The organism is Microbacterium bandirmense (genome assembly GCF_037204185.1).
Taxonomy (GTDB): Bacteria; Actinomycetota; Actinomycetes; order Actinomycetales; family Microbacteriaceae; genus Microbacterium; species Microbacterium bandirmense.
Genome location: NZ_JBBDGM010000001.1, coordinates 1 through 16,041, shown reverse-complemented (window position 1 = coordinate 16,041; position 16,041 = coordinate 1). Strand labels below are relative to the sequence as shown.

The 16,041-nt window shown below is 70.0% G+C and carries 17 protein-coding genes; 1 reads left to right on the top strand and 16 read right to left on the bottom strand.

Annotated features, from left to right (window positions below):
• Positions 1-21 precede the first annotated feature (21 nt).
• The 16 genes from der to WDU99_RS00010 form a co-directional block, all read right to left on the bottom strand.
• Entirely contained in the window at positions 22-1,545 is a 1,524-nt protein-coding gene (gene der / locus WDU99_RS00085; RefSeq protein WP_337330395.1) for a ribosome biogenesis GTPase Der, read from the bottom strand.
• A 2-nt stretch (positions 1,546-1,547) separates the two neighbouring features.
• Complete coding sequence (cmk, locus tag WDU99_RS00080; protein ID WP_337330394.1) at positions 1,548-2,234, bottom strand: (d)CMP kinase; 687 nt, start codon at positions 2,232-2,234, stop codon at positions 1,548-1,550.
• Positions 2,227-3,351 carry a prephenate dehydrogenase gene (locus tag WDU99_RS00075; RefSeq protein WP_337330393.1) on the bottom strand — a complete coding sequence of 375 codons (1,125 nt, stop codon included), beginning with the start codon at positions 3,349-3,351 and terminating at the stop codon, positions 2,227-2,229. Before WDU99_RS00075 ends, cmk begins: the two co-directional genes overlap by 8 nt.
• The gene (locus tag WDU99_RS00070) at positions 3,348-4,145 is read right to left on the bottom strand and encodes a pseudouridine synthase (RefSeq protein ID WP_337330392.1); all 798 of its coding nucleotides are present in this window, start codon (positions 4,143-4,145) and stop codon (positions 3,348-3,350) included. The genes WDU99_RS00075 and WDU99_RS00070 overlap by 4 nt, the downstream gene beginning before the upstream one ends.
• Positions 4,142-4,762, bottom strand: coding sequence for an SMC-Scp complex subunit ScpB (gene scpB, locus WDU99_RS00065; RefSeq protein WP_337330754.1), 621 nt, complete (start codon positions 4,760-4,762; stop codon positions 4,142-4,144). The genes WDU99_RS00070 and scpB overlap by 4 nt, the downstream gene beginning before the upstream one ends.
• A gap of 7 nt (positions 4,763-4,769) precedes the next feature.
• Complete coding sequence (locus tag WDU99_RS00060) at positions 4,770-5,582, bottom strand: segregation and condensation protein A (protein WP_337330391.1); 813 nt, start codon at positions 5,580-5,582, stop codon at positions 4,770-4,772.
• The gene (locus tag WDU99_RS00055; protein WP_337330390.1) at positions 5,566-6,474 is read right to left on the bottom strand and encodes a ParA family protein; all 909 of its coding nucleotides are present in this window, start codon (positions 6,472-6,474) and stop codon (positions 5,566-5,568) included. The genes WDU99_RS00060 and WDU99_RS00055 overlap by 17 nt, the downstream gene beginning before the upstream one ends.
• Positions 6,475-6,533: 59 nt before the next feature.
• On the bottom strand, positions 6,534-7,436 hold the full coding sequence (gene xerD / locus WDU99_RS00050; RefSeq protein WP_337330389.1) for a site-specific tyrosine recombinase XerD: 903 nt from the start codon (positions 7,434-7,436) through the stop codon (positions 6,534-6,536).
• A 1-nt stretch (position 7,437) separates the two neighbouring features.
• Complete coding sequence (locus WDU99_RS00045) at positions 7,438-8,010, bottom strand: NUDIX hydrolase (protein ID WP_337330388.1); 573 nt, start codon at positions 8,008-8,010, stop codon at positions 7,438-7,440.
• A complete protein-coding gene (locus tag WDU99_RS00040) occupies positions 8,003-9,700 on the bottom strand; it encodes a CTP synthase (RefSeq protein WP_337330387.1) in 1,698 nt (565 codons plus the stop codon). Before WDU99_RS00040 ends, WDU99_RS00045 begins: the two co-directional genes overlap by 8 nt.
• Positions 9,701-9,717: 17 nt before the next feature.
• Complete coding sequence (recN, locus tag WDU99_RS00035) at positions 9,718-11,409, bottom strand: DNA repair protein RecN (RefSeq protein WP_337330386.1); 1,692 nt, start codon at positions 11,407-11,409, stop codon at positions 9,718-9,720.
• Complete coding sequence (locus WDU99_RS00030) at positions 11,406-12,311, bottom strand: NAD kinase (RefSeq protein ID WP_337330385.1); 906 nt, start codon at positions 12,309-12,311, stop codon at positions 11,406-11,408. The genes recN and WDU99_RS00030 overlap by 4 nt, the downstream gene beginning before the upstream one ends.
• Positions 12,308-13,105, bottom strand: coding sequence for a TlyA family RNA methyltransferase (locus WDU99_RS00025; RefSeq protein ID WP_337330384.1), 798 nt, complete (start codon positions 13,103-13,105; stop codon positions 12,308-12,310). The genes WDU99_RS00030 and WDU99_RS00025 overlap by 4 nt, the downstream gene beginning before the upstream one ends.
• Positions 13,102-13,281, bottom strand: a complete 180-nt coding sequence (locus WDU99_RS00020; protein WP_337330383.1) for a hypothetical protein — start codon at positions 13,279-13,281, stop codon at positions 13,102-13,104. The genes WDU99_RS00025 and WDU99_RS00020 overlap by 4 nt, the downstream gene beginning before the upstream one ends.
• A gap of 88 nt (positions 13,282-13,369) precedes the next feature.
• Positions 13,370-14,407, bottom strand: a complete 1,038-nt coding sequence (locus WDU99_RS00015; RefSeq protein WP_337330382.1) for an HAD-IIA family hydrolase — start codon at positions 14,405-14,407, stop codon at positions 13,370-13,372.
• Complete coding sequence (locus WDU99_RS00010) at positions 14,407-15,267, bottom strand: hypothetical protein (RefSeq protein WP_337330381.1); 861 nt, start codon at positions 15,265-15,267, stop codon at positions 14,407-14,409. Before WDU99_RS00010 ends, WDU99_RS00015 begins: the two co-directional genes overlap by 1 nt.
• Between WDU99_RS00010 and WDU99_RS00005 the strand changes: the two genes are divergently transcribed.
• Positions 15,220-15,960 (top strand): hypothetical protein, encoded by a 741-nt coding sequence (locus WDU99_RS00005; RefSeq protein WP_337330380.1) that lies wholly within the window; start codon positions 15,220-15,222, stop codon positions 15,958-15,960. The two genes, WDU99_RS00010 and WDU99_RS00005, sit on opposite strands and share 48 nt — an antisense overlap.
• Positions 15,961-16,041: the final 81 nt, after the last annotated feature.

Sequence of the window (16,041 nt, the reverse complement as noted above, 5' to 3'; positions counted from 1 at the left end):
CCCCGTGAACGCGGGCGGATGCTATCGCTTGCGGCGCTCCCGAACACGCATGTTGATCACGATCGGGGTGCCCTCGAAGTCGTACAGCTCGCGCAGGCGACGCTGCACGAATCGGCGGTAGCCGGGGTCGAGGAATCCGGTCGTGAACAGCACGAACGTCGGCGGACGCGTCGACGCCTGCGTGCCGAACAGGATGCGCGGCTGCTTGCCACCGCGCAGCGGGTGCGGGTGCGCGGCAACCAACTCGGTGATGAACGCGTTGAACTTGCCGGTCGGGATGCGACGATCCCAATTCTCGAGAGCCTTCTCGAGCGCGGGCACCAGCTTCTCGAGGTGACGGCCGGTCTTGGCCGAGATGTTCACCCGCGGCGCCCAGGCGACGTGCGCCAGATCCTGCTCGATCTCGCGCTCGAGGTACCGACGACGATCCGCGTTCTCCATGTCGTCGTCGAACAGACGATCCCACTTGTTGAACGCGAGCACGAGCGCACGACCCGACTCGAGCACCATGTCGATGATGTTCAGGTCCTGCACGCTGATCGGCTGGCTCACGTCGAGCACGACGACGGCGACCTCGGCCTTCTCCAACGCCGTCGAGGTGCGCAGCGACGCATAGAAGTCGGCGCCCTGCTGCAGGTGCACGCGACGACGGATGCCGGCGGTGTCGACCAGCCGCCACATCTTGCCGCCCATCTCGACGATCTCATCAACCGGGTCGCGGGTGGTGCCGGCGAGGTCGTTGACGACCACGCGCTCCTCCCCCGCGGCCTTGTTCAGCAGCGACGACTTCCCGACGTTGGGGCGGCCGAGGATAGCCACGCGGCGCGGTCCGCCGATCTCCGCCTTGGCGACCGCCGAGACCTCGGGCAGCTTCTCCATGACCAGGTCGAGCAGGTCGGCGACGCCGCGACCGTGGATCGCCGAGACGGGGTGCGGCTCGCCGAGCCCCAGGTTCCACAGCGGTGCCGCTTCGGGCTCCTGCCGGGCGTCGTCGATCTTGTTCGCGACGAGGAACACCGGCTTTCCGCTCTTGCGCAGCAGCTTCACGACGTGCTCGTCGGTCGAGGTCGCGCCGACCTTCGCGTCGACGACGAACAGCACCAGATCCGACAGGTCGATCGCGACCTCGGCCTGGGCCGCCACCGAGCGGTCAATGCCCTTGGCATCCGGCTCCCACCCGCCCGTGTCGACGAGCGAGAATCGGCGGTCCATCCACTCGGCCTTGTAGGTGACGCGGTCGCGCGTCACGCCGGGGGTGTCCTCGACGACCGCCTCGCGACGGCCGAGGATGCGGTTCACCAGCGCCGACTTGCCGACGTTCGGGCGTCCCACGATCGCCACCACCGGCAGCGCCGGCGAATACTCGATCGCGTCCTCGCCGAGCTCGAGGCCGGCCAGCAGATCGGCGTCGTCCTCGTCGAGCTCGTAGTCGGTCAGCGTGGCGCGCATGATGCCTGCACGGTGCTCGGCATCCTGCTCGTCGATCTCGGCGAGCTTCTCGGCGAGCTGATCGGGCGCGCCCTCGTACTCTTCTTCATCGGCCATGTTCATGCTCCTGTGTCAGCGTCGCGCCGCTGGTCGATGACTGTCAGCACGGCGGCGACGGTCTGCGCGAAATCAAGTTCTGTGGAATCGACGACGTCCACGCCGGGGGCGGCGTTGAGGAAGTCGACGACACTGCTGTCGGAGGCGTCGCGCTTGTGCAGCGCCTCGGCGACGGCCGCGGCGTTCTCACCCGCGAGCTCTCCCGCCCGGCGCGCGGCGCGCACCTCGGGGGCGGCGGTCAGCAGTATGCGCACCGGGGCATCCGGTGCGACGACGGTGGTGATGTCGCGTCCCTCGACGACGACAGCGGGATACTCCGAGTCCGCGACGATCCGGCGGAACATCTCGTTCACCTGCACCCGCACCTCCGGCACACGCGCGACCCCGCTGACCGCGGCGGACACCCGCGGCTCGCGGATCGCGTCGGTCACGTCGGCGCCGCCGACGCGCACACGCCGGTCGTCGGGATCGAGAGCCTGGGCGAAGGGGAAATCGGATGCTGCCGCGCGCACCGCATCGGCATCCGAGGTATCCGCGCCACGATCGAGCACGTGCCAGGCCAGCGCACGGTAGGCGGCGCCCGTGTCGAGGTAGCCGTAGCCGTGCCGACGGGCGATCTCCTTCGACACGCTCGACTTGCCGGACCCGGCCGGACCGTCGATCGCGATGAACTTCTGTGCGCTAGTCATTGGTGTTCCCTGCAATCCGCCAGCCGCGTTCCTGGAGTCCGTCGGTCGCGCCGCGCAGCGCAGCCGGGGCGACGCTGATCTCGGCGAGACCGAACTGCGCGCCCGGAGAATGCTCCAGACGCAGATCCTCGACGTTCACGCCCAGTTCGCCGAGCTCGCCGAACAGGCGGCCCAGCTGACCCGGGGTGTCGTCGACCATGACGACCAGAGTCTCGAAACGGCGGTTCTGACCGTGCTTGCCCGGCAGACGCTCCACACCCTCGTTGCCGTGCCGGATCGCATCCGCCACCGCGCGGCGCGCGCCCGGGGCATCCGGAGTGCGCAGTGCCTCGGCGACATCCCTGAGATCGTCGGCGAGGGCGTCGAGCACGTCGACGACGGGCTCGGCGTTCGCTCCGAGGATCTGCACCCACAGCTCGGGAGCCGACGCGGCGATCCGCGTGGTGTCGCGCACTCCCTGCCCGGCCAGGCGCAGCGAGCCCTCGTCCGCCTCGGCGAGCCGGCCGGCGAGCAGGCTCGCGACCACCTGCGGCACGTGCGAGGTGAGCGCGACGGCGCGGTCGTGCTCCTGCGGCGTCATCTCGAGCGGCATCGCCCCCACGTCGAGCGCGAGCGCCTCGACGAGCGCGAGATCGGATGCCCGTGTCTCGCCGTCCCGGCAGACCACCCACGGCCGACCGATGAACAGATCGGCGCGGGCGGAGATCGCCCCGCCGCGCTCGCGCCCCGCCAGCGGGTGCGATCCGATGTACCGGGTGAGATCGATGCCTCGGCGGCGCAGCTCGTCGAACGGCTGCAGCTTGACGCTGGCCACGTCGGTGACGACGGCGTCGGGATGGGCGAGCAGCTCGGCCTGGATCACATCGGCCGTCACATCCGGCGGCACGGCGACGACGACCAGCGCGGGCTGGTCGTCCGCCTGCTCGGCGCGGCCGGCACCGTAATCGATCGCGAGCCGCAGCTGTGACGGCGACGCATCGGCGAGCACGACGTCGACGCCCTTGGCGCGCAGCGCGTGACCGATGCTCGACCCGAGCAGGCCTGCCCCGACGATGCGCACCGTCCCCGAGAGTCGCGCAGCGACCTGCGTCGCACGCGCGCCAGCGGTCTCGCTCACTCGTTCTCCCGGGATTCCTGGCGCGAAAGAGTCAGCAGCGCGCCACGTTCGATTTTAGTCAGCTCACGGGTCTTCCCCGCCGGGAGCGTTCCCAGGTGCAGCGGGCCGAACTGACGGCGCACCAGCTCGCTCACCGGATGCCCGACGGCGGCCATCATGCGCCGCACGATCCGGTTGCGGCCCGAGTGCAGCGTGAGCTCGACCAGACTCGAGCCACCCTTGCCCGTCGCAGAGCTGTCGAGCAGCCGTGCCTTGTCGGCCTTGATCGGCCCGTCTTCGAGCTCGATGCCCTTGAGCAGTGTCGAGATCGTCTGCGCGGTGACGATGCCTTCGACCTTCGCGATGTAGACCTTCGTGACTCCGAAGGACGGGTGCGCGAGCACGTGCGCGAGGTCGCCGTCGTTGGTGAGGATCAGCAGCCCGCTGGTCTCGGCGTCGAGCCGACCGACGTTGTAGAGGCGCTCGGGCCAGTCCTTGGTGAACCGCCGCAGGTCGGGGCGCCCGCTCTCGTCCTTCATCGTGCTGACCACGCCGGTGGGCTTGTTGAGCATGACGTAGCGCTTCGAGACGTCGAGCTGCACGGCAGTGCCGTCGACGTCGATGAGATCGCTGTCGGGGTCGATGCGGGTGCCGAGCTCGGTCACGGTGCGGCCGTTGACGCGGATGCGTCCCTCGACGATGTACTGCTCGACCACGCGGCGCGAGGCGACGCCTGCGTTCGCGAGCGCCTTCTGCAGCCGGACGCCCTCGGCACCGGGGCCCTGGGTCTGTGAGCCCGTCGAAGGGTCTGTCATCGGAGTGCTCCTTCATCGAAGCCGTCGGCACCGTCGTCGAGCAGCGGTGAGATCGGCGGAAGATCGTCGATCGAGTTGATGCCGAGGTGCTCGAGCAGCGCATCGGTGGTTCCGTAGTTGATGGCACCGGTCTCGGAGTCGGCGAACAGCTCGGTGATCAGACCTCGCGCGAGCAGTGTGCGCACGACCGAGTCGACGTTGACCGCACGGATGGATGCCACCTGGCCGCGCGTCACGGGCTGCTTGTACGCGATCACCGCGAGGGTCTCCAGCGCAGCCTGCGACAGGCGAGCCGGCGCCTGCCCACCGATGAAGTCGGCGACCAGGTCGTCGTGGTCCTCACGCACGTACAGCCGCCACCCCCCGCCGACCTCGCGCAGCTCGAAGCCGCGGCGCGGTCCGCTGCCCCGGCCGTCGTAGTCCTCGACGAGCGATTCCAGCGTCTGCCGCACGGCCGGCACGGGTGAGTGCACGGCGGCGGCCAGCGCGACCAGGGCGATCGGCTCGTCGATGATCAGCAGGATCGCCTCGACCCGCTCGGCCAGCGGGGTCTCGAGGGTCGTCTCGAGTGGTGTCTCGAGTGGTGTCTCATCGGCCACGGTCACGTCATCGGTCATGTTCTGCTCACCTGTCATAGTCGGCTCCGAGCGTCGCCAGCTGTTCGTCTGACCAGCTCTCCGCTGACCATCTCAGCGTCAGCTCGCCGAGCGGCTCGAGCTGCTCGAACGACAGTGCGGCGTGGCGGTACAGCTCGAGCACCGAGATGAATCGCGCGACGACGATGCCCGGCTCGGCGATGCCCGAGACGAGCTCTCGGAAGGTCAGTGACTCGGTGCTGCGCAGCAGGGTGACGACGACGGCGGCCTGCTCTCGGATGCTGACGAGCGGGGCGTGCAGGTGATCGACCCCGACGGTCGGGATCTGCTTCGGCGCGAACGCGAGCATCGCCAGGGCTGCGAAGTCGTCGGCCGACAGCGACCAGACCAGCTCCGGCGTCTTTCGGCGGTGCTTCTCATCGAGTGGCACGGCGCGCACGTGCCTGCGGTCCTCGCGCTGCAGGCAGCGCGCGAACCAGGCGGACACCTCTTTGAATGCCCGGTACTGCAGCAGCCGGGCGAACAGCAGATCGCGCGCCTCGAGCAGCGCGACCGACTCGGCGTCGACGAGTTCGCCCTGAGGCAGCAGACCCGCGACCTTCATGTCCAGCAGCGTGGCCGCGACGACCAGGAACTCCGATGCCTGGTCGAGCTCGTCGTCTCCGTCGAGTTCCTTCAGGTACGAGATGAACTCGTTAGTCACCTTGCTCAGCGACACCTCGGTGATGTCGAGCTCGTGCTTCGAGATGAGGTTCAGCAGCAGGTCGAACGGTCCGTCGAAGTTCGACAGCGAGATGCGGAACCCGCTCTCTGTGGGCTCGACCTCAGGCGACGGAACCACGGGCTACCAGCTCCCGCGCCAATCTCAGGTACGCTTGGGCTGCGGCGTGCTCGGGCGCGAACTCGGTGATGGGCACCCCCGACACCGAGGCGTCGGGGAACTTCACGGTGCGACCGATCACAGTCTCGAGCACATCGTCGCCGAATGCCTCGACGACGCGCTCCAGCACCTCGCGGGAGTGCAGCGTGCGCGGGTCGTACATGGTCGCCAGCAGGCCGTCCAGGGTGATCGCGGGGTTGAGCCGGTCGCGCACCTTGTCGATGGTCTCGATCAGCAGGGCCACACCGCGCAGGGCGAAGAACTCGCACTCCAGCGGGATCAGCACGCCGTGTGCGGCCGTGAGGGCGTTCACCGTGAGCAGCCCGAGCGAGGGCTGGCAGTCGATGAGGATGACGTCGTAGTCGCCGGAGACCTGGCGCAGCACACGCGAGAGGATCGTCTCACGGGCGACCTCGTTGACGAGGTGCACCTCGGCGGCCGACAGGTCGATGTTCGCCGGCAGCACGTCGAGGTTCTCGACGGCGGATGCCACGATCACGTCACGCGGGTCGCGCTTGGTGTCCAGCAGCAGGTCGTAGACCGTCGGGACGTCGTGGGTGGGGATGCCGAGGCCGGCCGACAGCGCGCCCTGAGGGTCGAAGTCGACGGCGAGCACCTTGCGGCCGTACTCGGCGAGGGCGGCGGCGAGATTGATCGAGGTCGTCGTCTTGCCGACGCCGCCCTTCTGGTTGCACAGGGCGATGATGCGGGCCGGTCCGTGGCTGTCGAGGGGCGCCGGCGTCGGGAACCCCTGATAGGGGCGACCGGTCGGGCCGAGGGGGATGTCGTTCCCCTTCGTGGTCTTCGACCTGGACTTCGTCGCCTTCTCCGTCACCGTTTCCGCCCTTTCCATGCTTGGTCGATTGTAGCGGCACGGCACCGGCCGCTCCGCCCGGCACGCGGGATGCGGGGTCAGCGGGCCCGGGGATGCGATGTGGCGTACACGTCGCGCAGGGTGTCGACCGACACGTGCGTGTAGATCTGGGTGGTCGCCACCGAGGCGTGCCCGAGCAGTTCCTGCACGACGCGCACGTCGGCTCCGCCCTGCAGCAGGTGGGTTGCGAACGAGTGCCGCAGCGTGTGCGGTGACACCTCTGCGGTGATCTGCGCCTTCTCGGCGGCCGCCTTGATGATCAGCCACGCGCTCTGACGTGACAGCGGGGCGCCGCGCACACCGAGGAACAGCCGCGCGGTGGCCCGTCCCGCGGCCGCAAGACCGGGGCGCACACGGGTGAGATAGGCGTCGACCGCCGCCCTGGCGTACGAGCCGACCGGCACGATGCGCTCCTTGTCGCCCTTGCCGCGCAGGCGCAGCACGTCGCCGTGGGCGAGGTCGTCGACGTCGAGCGACACCACCTCCGAGACACGCGCCCCGGTGGCGTACAGCAGTTCGAGCAGCGCACGATCGCGGATGCCGACGGGTTCGTCCGGCGAGGGCGCCGACAGCAGCCGCTCGACCTGGTCGATCGTCAGCGCCTTCGGAAGCCGCTGCGGGGTCTTCGGCGGCCGCAGCCGCGCGGAGGGGTCGTCCTGTGCGATGCCCTCCCTCGCGAGGAAGCGGTGCCAGCCGCGCACCGCCGACTGCAGCCTGGCGAGGCTGGTCGCCGCCGGCGGCGGCTCGGCCGCCGACCGCTCGGCGATGAACTCGCCGACGACGGTCGCTGTGACGGCGTCCGTGCTCGTGATGCCGCGGGCATCCAGCCATTCCAGGTATCCGCCGAGATCGCGACGGTACGCCGCGATCGTGTGCTCCGACAGGCCGCGCTCGATCGTGACGTGCCTCAGGTAGGCGTCGAGTGCGCGCTCGAGCTGCATGTCAGCGCGCGTCGCGCAGACGCCGTTCTGCGGCGAGCACGCCGATCGAGAGGATGCCGTTGTGCATCCGCCCGGCGAGCACGGCATCCGCTGCCTCGCTCAGCGGCACCCACTCGATGCGGATATCCGCCTCCTCGGCTTCACGGGCGTGCGCCGCCTCGGTCGCCGAGATGCCCGTCGCGAGGAACACGTGGATCATCTCGTCGTTGCCGCCCGGCGTCGTCCACGACGACACCAGGTGCTCCCAGTGCGCGGCGGTGATGTCGGCCTCCTCGGCGAGCTCGCGCTGCGCGGCGAGTATCGGCTCCTCCCCCGGCACGTCGAGCAGCCCTGCGGGCAGCTCCCAGTCGCGGTGGCGGATCGGATGCCGGTACTGCTGGATCAGCAGCACCCTGTCCTGGTCGTCGAGGGCGACGATCGCGACGGCGCCGGTGTGCGCGACGTACTCGCGGGTGATCTCACCGTCGCCGTACGCGACCCGGTCCGAGCGCACATCCCAGACCCAGCCCTTGTAGACGAGGTCGCTGCTGAGCACTTCCGGCTCGAACGATTCGTCGCGCAGGTGACTACTCATCTTCGCTGAACAGCTCGCTGGAGCGGTGACGCTCGATGGCTGCTCCGACCAGTCCGCGGAACAGCGGGTGCGGCTCGGTCGGGCGCGAGCGCAGCTCGGGGTGCGCCTGGGTGGCGATGTAGAACGGGTGCACGTCGCGGGGCAGCTCGACGTACTCGACGAGGTCGAGGTCGGGGTTCAGTCCCGAGAACGACAGGCCCGCCTCGGCGAGGCGCGCGCGGTAGGCGTTGTTGACCTCGTAGCGGTGACGGTGGCGCTCGGATGCCGTCGGCGAGCCGTACAGCTCGCGCGCGAGCGAGCCCTCGGCGAGTGCTGCCTCGTACAGCCCCAGGCGCATGGTGCCGCCGAGGTCGCCGCCATCGAGGATCTCGACCTGCTCGGCCATGGTGGCGATGACCGGCTCGGCGGTCTCGGGGTCGAATTCGGTCGACGAGGCGCCGTCGATGCCCGCCACGTGGCGGGCGTATTCGACGACCATCATCTGCAGGCCAAGGCACAGGCCCAGGGCGGGGATGCCCTGCTCGCGCGCGAAGCGCAGCGCACCGACCTTGCCCTCGATGCCGCGGATGCCGAAGCCGCCGGGCACGCAGATCGCGTCGAGGTCGCCCAGCGCCTTGGCGGCGCCCTCCGGGGTCTCGCAGGAGTCGGACGGCACCCAGCGCACATTGACCTTGGTCTCCTGCGCGAAGCCGCCTGCCTTCAGCGCCTCGGTCACAGACAGGTAGGCGTCGGGCAGGTCGATGTACTTGCCGACCAGGCCGATCGTCACCTCGAGCTTGGGGTTGTGCACGGCGTGCAGCACGCGGTTCCAGCGGGTCCAGTCGACCTCGCCGGCGCGCGCGTCCATGCCCAGGCGGCGGATGATGTACGAGTCGAGACCCTGCTCGTTCAGCGTCGACGGGATGTCGTAGATGCTGGGCAGGTCGACGGTGTTCACGACGCCCTCGTTGTCGACGTCGCACATCAGGGCGATCTTGTTGCGGTTGCTCTCGCTCACCGGGCGGTCGCTGCGCAGCACGAGCGCGTCGGGCTGGATGCCGACCTGACGCAGGGCGGCGACCGAGTGCTGGGTCGGCTTGGTCTTCTGCTCGCCGGAGGCGCCCATGAACGGCACCAGCGACACGTGCACGAAGAACACGCTGTCGCGGCCGAGCTCATGGCGCAGCTGACGGGCGGCCTCGAGGAACGGCTGCGACTCGATGTCTCCGACGGTGCCGCCGACCTCGGTGATGATCACATCGGGGCGCGGATCCTCGGTGGCCTGCAGGCGCATGCGCCGCTTGATCTCATCGGTGATGTGCGGGATCACCTGCACCGTGGCGCCGAGGTAGTCGCCGCGGCGCTCCTTGGCGATGACCTGCGAGTAGATCTGCCCGGTGGTGACGTTCGCCGACCGCGACAGGTCGATGCCGAGGAAGCGCTCGTAGTGGCCGATGTCGAGATCGGTCTCGGCCCCGTCATCGGTGACGAACACCTCGCCGTGCTCGAAGGGGTTCATGGTGCCCGGATCGACGTTCAGGTACGGATCGAGCTTCTGCATCACGACGCGCAGACCGCGGGCGGTGAGCAGGTTGCCGAGGCTCGCGGCGGTGAGTCCCTTACCCAAAGACGAAACGACACCGCCTGTCACGAAGATGTGCTTCGTGGTGGATGTGGTGTCGTTCTGGGGTCCCGCTTGAGAAGAGTTCATCACGGGCTTTTATCCTATCAGGTCGGGCTCGAGCCGAGGCTCAGCAGTTCGCGGGCGTGGGTGAGGGCGGCGTCGGAATCGGTGAGGCCGGAGAGCAGCCGGGCCATCTCGGCCTCCCTGTGGTCGCCGTCGAGCCTGGTGACGCTCGAGGCGGTCACGGCGCCGTCGTTCGACTTCACGACCGACAGGTGATTGGTCGCGAACGCGGCGACCTGCGCCAGGTGCGTGACGGCGATCACCTGCGAGGTGCGGGCCAGCTGCGCCAGCCGCCGGCCGACCTCGATCGCCGCGGCGCCGCCGATCCCGGCATCCACCTCGTCGAAGACGAAAGTCGGCACCGGGTCGGTGCCGGCGATGACCACCTCGATGGCAAGCATGACGCGCGAGAGCTCACCACCCGATGCGCCGCGCGACACCGAGCGCGGCTCGGCGCCGGGGTGCGGCGCCAGCAGCAGCGCGACGTCGTCGTGTCCGTGGCCGGACTCCGCGCCCGGCGAGACGCGCACCTCGAACCGGGCATCCGGCATGGCCAGCGCGTGCAGCTCATCGGTGACAGCATCCGAGAGGCGGCCCGCGGCCTCTGTGCGCACCGCGGTCAGCGCCGCGGCCGCGGCATCGAGTTCAGCGCGGGCGCGCTCGGCGTCGGCGGTGAGCCGCTCGATGCGGTCGCCGTCGTCGTCGAGCTCGGCGAGCCGCAGCGAGCCGGTGCGCCACAGCTCCAGCGCGGTGTCGAGCGAACCGTGCTGGCGGATCAGCGCGCCGATCGCGGCCCGACGCTCCTCGACCGCCGCGAGCTCGTGCGGACCGGACTCGTCGAGGTCTGCCAGATAGCCCGACAGCTGCAATGCGAGATCGGCGGCGCGATAGCCGAGGTCGGTGATGCCCTCGGCGATTCCGGCGAGCTGCGGGTCGGCGGCACGCTCGAGGGCGCGTCGCGCCTCGGCGAGCAGCGCCGACACGTCGGTCTCGCCCTCCTCGCTCGAGAGCGCGGAGCGCGCGACGGATGCCGCCAGCCGCAGCTCCTCGGAGTTGGCGAGCCGCTCGGCGCGCTCGTTCAGCTCGGTGTCCTCACCCTCGACGGGCTCGATCTGCTCGATCTCGGCGAGCTGCTCACGCAGCTGTGCAGCCTCAGCTGCACGGCGGTCGCGGTTCGAGGTCAGTTCGGTGATCTCGGCATCCAGCTCGCGCCATTCACGGAACCGCTCGGCGTATTCGGCGACGGCCTCGGCGACCGGCTGCCCGCCGAAGCGGTCGAGCGCGTCACGCTGCGCGGCCGCGGACCGCAGCCGCAGCTGCTCGGACTGACCGTGCACCACCACGAGCTCCTCGGCGAGCGAGGAGAGCACCGCGGCGGGTGCCGGCCGACCGCCGACGCTGGCGCGGCTGCGGCCCTCGGCGCTGAGCGTGCGCGACACGTACAGCTCGGCGCCGGCCTCGCCGGCCGGCTCCAGCTCGCCGCCCGCATCGGTGACGATGTCGGCGACGGCGCCCTGCGGCGGCACCATCCACACACCGGCGACGGATGCCTGTGCGGCGCCTGCCCGGATCGCCGAGGTGTCGGCGCGCGCGCCGAGCAGCAGTCCGAGCCCGGTGACGACCATGGTCTTGCCGGCGCCGGTCTCGCCGGTCACGGCGGTGAATCCAGGCCCGAGCGGCAGCACGGCGTCGTCGATGACGCCAAGTCCGCGGATGCGCATCTCGTCGATCATGACGCGCCCCGCCATCCGGCCACCGGAAGCTGGAACTTGCGCACCAGCCGGTTCGTGAACGCCGTCGGATGCAGTCGCGCCAGCCGCACCGGCTGCGTGGAGCGGCGAACGACGACGCGCGCGCCGGGCGGGAGATCGTGCGAGCGGCGCCCATCGCACCAGAGGATGCCCGTGCCATCGGTGCGGTCGAGCATCTCGATCGCGACGGAGGCCTCGGGGCCGACCACCAGCGGCTTGGCGAACAGGGCGTGTGCTGAGAGAGGCACGACGGCGATGGCCTCGACGGTGGGCCAGATCACCGGTCCCCCGGCGGAGAAGTTGTAGGCGGTGGAGCCGGTCGGGGTGGAGACCACCATGCCGTCGCATCCGTAGCTCGACAGGGGGCGGCCGTCGATCTCGACCACCACCTCGATCATGCGCTCGCGACTCGCCTTCTCGACGGTGGCCTCGTTGAGCGCCCAGGTGTCGTAGACGACGTCGCCCGCGGCATCCTTGACCCGCACCGACAGCGCGAGCCGCTCCTCGACCTCGTAGTCGCGGTCGATCACGCGGTGCACCGCGGCATCCATGTCGTCGCGGTCGATCTCGGCGAGGAAGCCGACGTGCCCCATGTTGATGCCGAGCACGGGAGCCCCCGACTCGCGCACCAGTTCGGCGGCACGCAGAATCGTGCCGTCACCGCCGAGCACGATTGCGAGCTCGAGATCAGCTTCCGCCACGTCGACGCCCAGCAGCGGAACGTCCGCGAAGCGGGCGTCGACCTCGGCGAGTTCCGAGCGGTCGGGGTCGGGCAGTACGGGCATGGCGCCGGAATCGCGCAGGGCATCGACGACGCGCAGGGCCGCTGCGACCGTGTCCTCCCGTTTGGCATGGGCGACGACCAGGATGCGGCGCTCGTTCATCGTCCTCCTGCCAGGTGTTCGATCTGCTCTGTCCATTGTGACGGATCCGTGCCGCGGCCGGATGCGAGGCGCACCAGGTACTCGGCGTTGCCGTGCGTTCCGAGCAGCGGTGAGGGCAGGATGCCCAGGGTGCCGAGACCGGCGTCGTGAGCGCTCCACAGGGTTCGCTCGACCGCGTCGATGCGGGCCGCCGGACTGGTCACGAGGCCCCCGCGCACGGCCGTGCGTCCGACCTCGAACTGCGGCTTGACCAGCAGCAGGATGTCGGCGTGCGGAGCCGCGGTCTCGGCGACGGCGGGCAGCACCAGTGAGAGGGAGATGAAGGACAGGTCGCCGACGACGAGATCGGGCCGGGAGCGCTCGCCCGTGGCATCCGCGAGGGTCTGTGCGGTCATGTGGCGGACGTTGAATCCCTCCACCGCGACGACGGCGGGGTCATCGGCGATCCTCGGTGAGAGCTGGCCGTGCCCGACGTCGACGGCGAGCACCCGGCGGGCGCCGCGTTCGAGGAGCACCTGTGAGAACCCGCCCGTCGATGCGCCCATGTCGAGGGCGAGGCGACCCGCGGCATCGACGCCGAAGCCGTCGAGCGCCGCGATCAGCTTGTGGGCACCGCGACTGACGTAGTGATCGCCGCCGTCGACCGCGAGCTCGGTGTCGTCGCCGACCGGCGTGGAGGCCTTGACGACCGAGCGTCCGTCGACCTTCACGAGTCCATCCGCGATCAGGGATGCCGCATGTGTGCGCGACCGCGCGAGTCCTCGCGCCGCAAGCGCGGCGTCGAGCCGGGTCATCGCGGCTCCGGGGAGGCGTCACCGTGCGGAACGCCGCGCGGGGCGCTCTCCAGCCGTTTCATGAGGTCGTCGTGGAGCGTGCCGTACGCGTCAGCACGATCTGCGAGCGGCTGCCCCTCGATGAGGCGCAGTCTGCTCCAGAGCGCGTCGGTCGGCTCGTCTCGCGTGTGCTCCATCCGACCACTGTATCCCGCTCGCCGTCGACGACACCGGCGACGCCCCTGACCTGTGGAAAGGAGGTCGTCGTGGAGCGCGTGGAGCAGATCAGGGGCGGTGGAACGGGTCGGCGTAGAGCTGCTCGGGCACGCGGAACGCATAGATCGCCCGCCCCGTGGCCCAGATGGCCGCGGCTCCGGCGCGCAGCAGGTCGATCTGCTGCTCGCCCTGCGCGACGATCTGCACGTCGGCGTCGACGACGCGCACGGCGGCGCCGTTCACCGAGAACACACCGTCCTTCTCCACCGTCTGCGGGTACGGCCCGTGCAGGTCGCGCAGGTCGGCGAGGATGTAGTCGGGCCGTGACCCCTGCGGTGCAGCGAGCACGTGCTTGGGCCTGTCGATGCCCGTCAGCACCAGAGCCGAGTCGATGCCCGCGCGCACGGCACCGGCGATGTCGGTATCGAGGCGGTCACCGAGGAAGAGCGGGTTCTGCGCGCCGTAGCGCGCCACGGCCTCGTCGAAGATGGGGCGCTCGGGTTTACCCGCGACCGTCGAGAGTCGGCCGATGGCCGTGTGCACCGCCGAGACCAGCGTGCCGTTGCCCGGTGCGACGCCACGCTCGCGCGGGATCGTCCAGTCGGTGTTGGTCGAGATCCACGGGATCCCGCCCTCCTCCTCCGGGACCTTCAGCGCGAAGGCAGCCTCGGCGAGGTCGGTCCAGGCCACGTGGGGGGCGAAGCCCTGCACCACGGCTGCGGGGTCGTCGTGGGCGCTGCGGGTGACGGTGTAGCCGGCCTTCAGCGCCTCGACCTCGAGTCCCTCTCCCCCGACGATGAGGATCGTCGCCGGCGCGGGCACCATCGTAGCCAGCAGACGCATCGCCGCCTGCGGACTGGTGACCACCTCGTGGGGGGCGACCGTCAGACCGAGGTCCGTGAGATGGGCGGCGACGTCGGCATCAGTGCGCGAGGCGTTGTTGGTGATGTACCCCAGCCGCATCGACTCACCGGCGCGGTTGAGGTTCTCGACCGCGTACGGGAGCGCGCCAGGACCGGCGTAGACCACGCCATCCAGGTCGGCGAGCAGCGCGTCGCGATCGGTCAGCGGAGTGCGCGCCGGCGCAGCGCGGCGGAACAGTGCCATCAGTGCTCGGGCTCCTCGTCGGGGTCGGAGGTGGCGTCGGAGTCGGAGGTGAGGTCGGACTCGGAACTGGCGTCGGAGTCGGAACCGGCGTCGGAGTCGGGCTGCTCGGCGGAGTCGGGCGCGGCGGAAGCGTCGGAGTCCTCGCCGTTGTGATCCTCGAGTTCGTGATCCTCGAGTTCGTGATCCTCGAGCATGCCGTCCTCGACGTAGATCTCGTCGAACGCACCGTCGAGGCCGAGTGCGGATGCCGCAACGTCGGCGCGCTGAGTCCAGAAGGCGGCTTCATCCGTGCGTCCGAGGTCCTCGAGCACGGCGGCGCGCGCCGAGAACAGCGCGGGGCTCCACTCGAATGCGCGGTCCGGGTCGAGTTCGGGGATCTCGAGCTCGCCGAGCGCCAGCTCTGTCTCACCGCGATCAAGCCGGGCACCCGACATGGCGATGGCCAGCGCGACGCGCACGGCCGGCACCAGTGCGGCACGGTCGACGCTGCGCCCCTCCTCGAGGGCACGATCGGGACGGCCGACGCCGCGCTCGCTGTCGACGATCAGGGCGATCTGGTCGTCCTTGCCCGAGATGCGCCGGTAGGTGCGCAACTCGCGCAGGGCGAGGGAGAAGTCGCCGACGCCATACGCCGTGATCGCAAGGGTTTCGCGGACGACGGCGACGCGGCCGGCGCGGCGGGACGCTGCAAGTGCGTGCTCGTGAGCGCGCTCAGGATCGTCGTCGACCAGGCGGGCGACCATCGCGAGGTGGCGGGCGACCTGCTCGGCGTTCTCCTTGCTCAGGGTCTTGAGCTCATTGCGGGCTGCGGGGTGCAGGTCCTTCGGCGTGATCTCGACAGGGATCTCAGGCTCGGGCACGCGCTCGCGGACAGGTGCGAATTCGTTGCGCGGTCGGTCGGCCCCGCCGCGCGGCTGATCCCGGTACGAGTCCTTCTCGCGATCAGGACGACGCTCACCCGACTGATTACGGTCACCGTACGGACGACGCTCACCCGACTGACTGCGGTCGCCGCGATACGGGCGGTCGTCAGACTGACGACGGTCGCCGGACTGGTTACGGTCACCATACGGACGACGCTCACCGGACTGGCCGCGGTCACCATAGGGACGGCGCTCACCGGACTGGCCGCGGTCACCATAGGGACGGCGCTCACCGGACTGGTTACGGTCGCCGTAAGGACGGCGCTCACCGGACTGGCCGCGGTCACCATAGGGACGGCGCTCACCGGACTGGCTGCGGTCACCGCGGTACGGGCGGTCGCCCTGACGGCGCTCACCAGACTGGTTACGGTCGCCGTACGGGCGACGCTCACCAGACTGGGCACGGTCACCATACGGGCGACGCTCACCAGACTGGGCGCGATCACCGCGGTAGGGACGGTCACCCTGGCGGCGATCGCCTGCACCCTGATGACGCTCACCTGTGCCGCCCCGCTTGTCGTCGCGGCGCGGCCGGCGCGAAGCGGAGTCCGAGTAGCGTGGCTTGCGATCGGACTCAGAACGTCGGTCGCGCGCTCCATCGCCGTCGTTCCGGCGGTCCCGCTCATCTGACATTCTGACTCCCTGTGTAGCTGTGATCGCTATGTAGCTGTAAACGCAAAATGGCCACCCAACCTTGGGTGGCCATTTTAC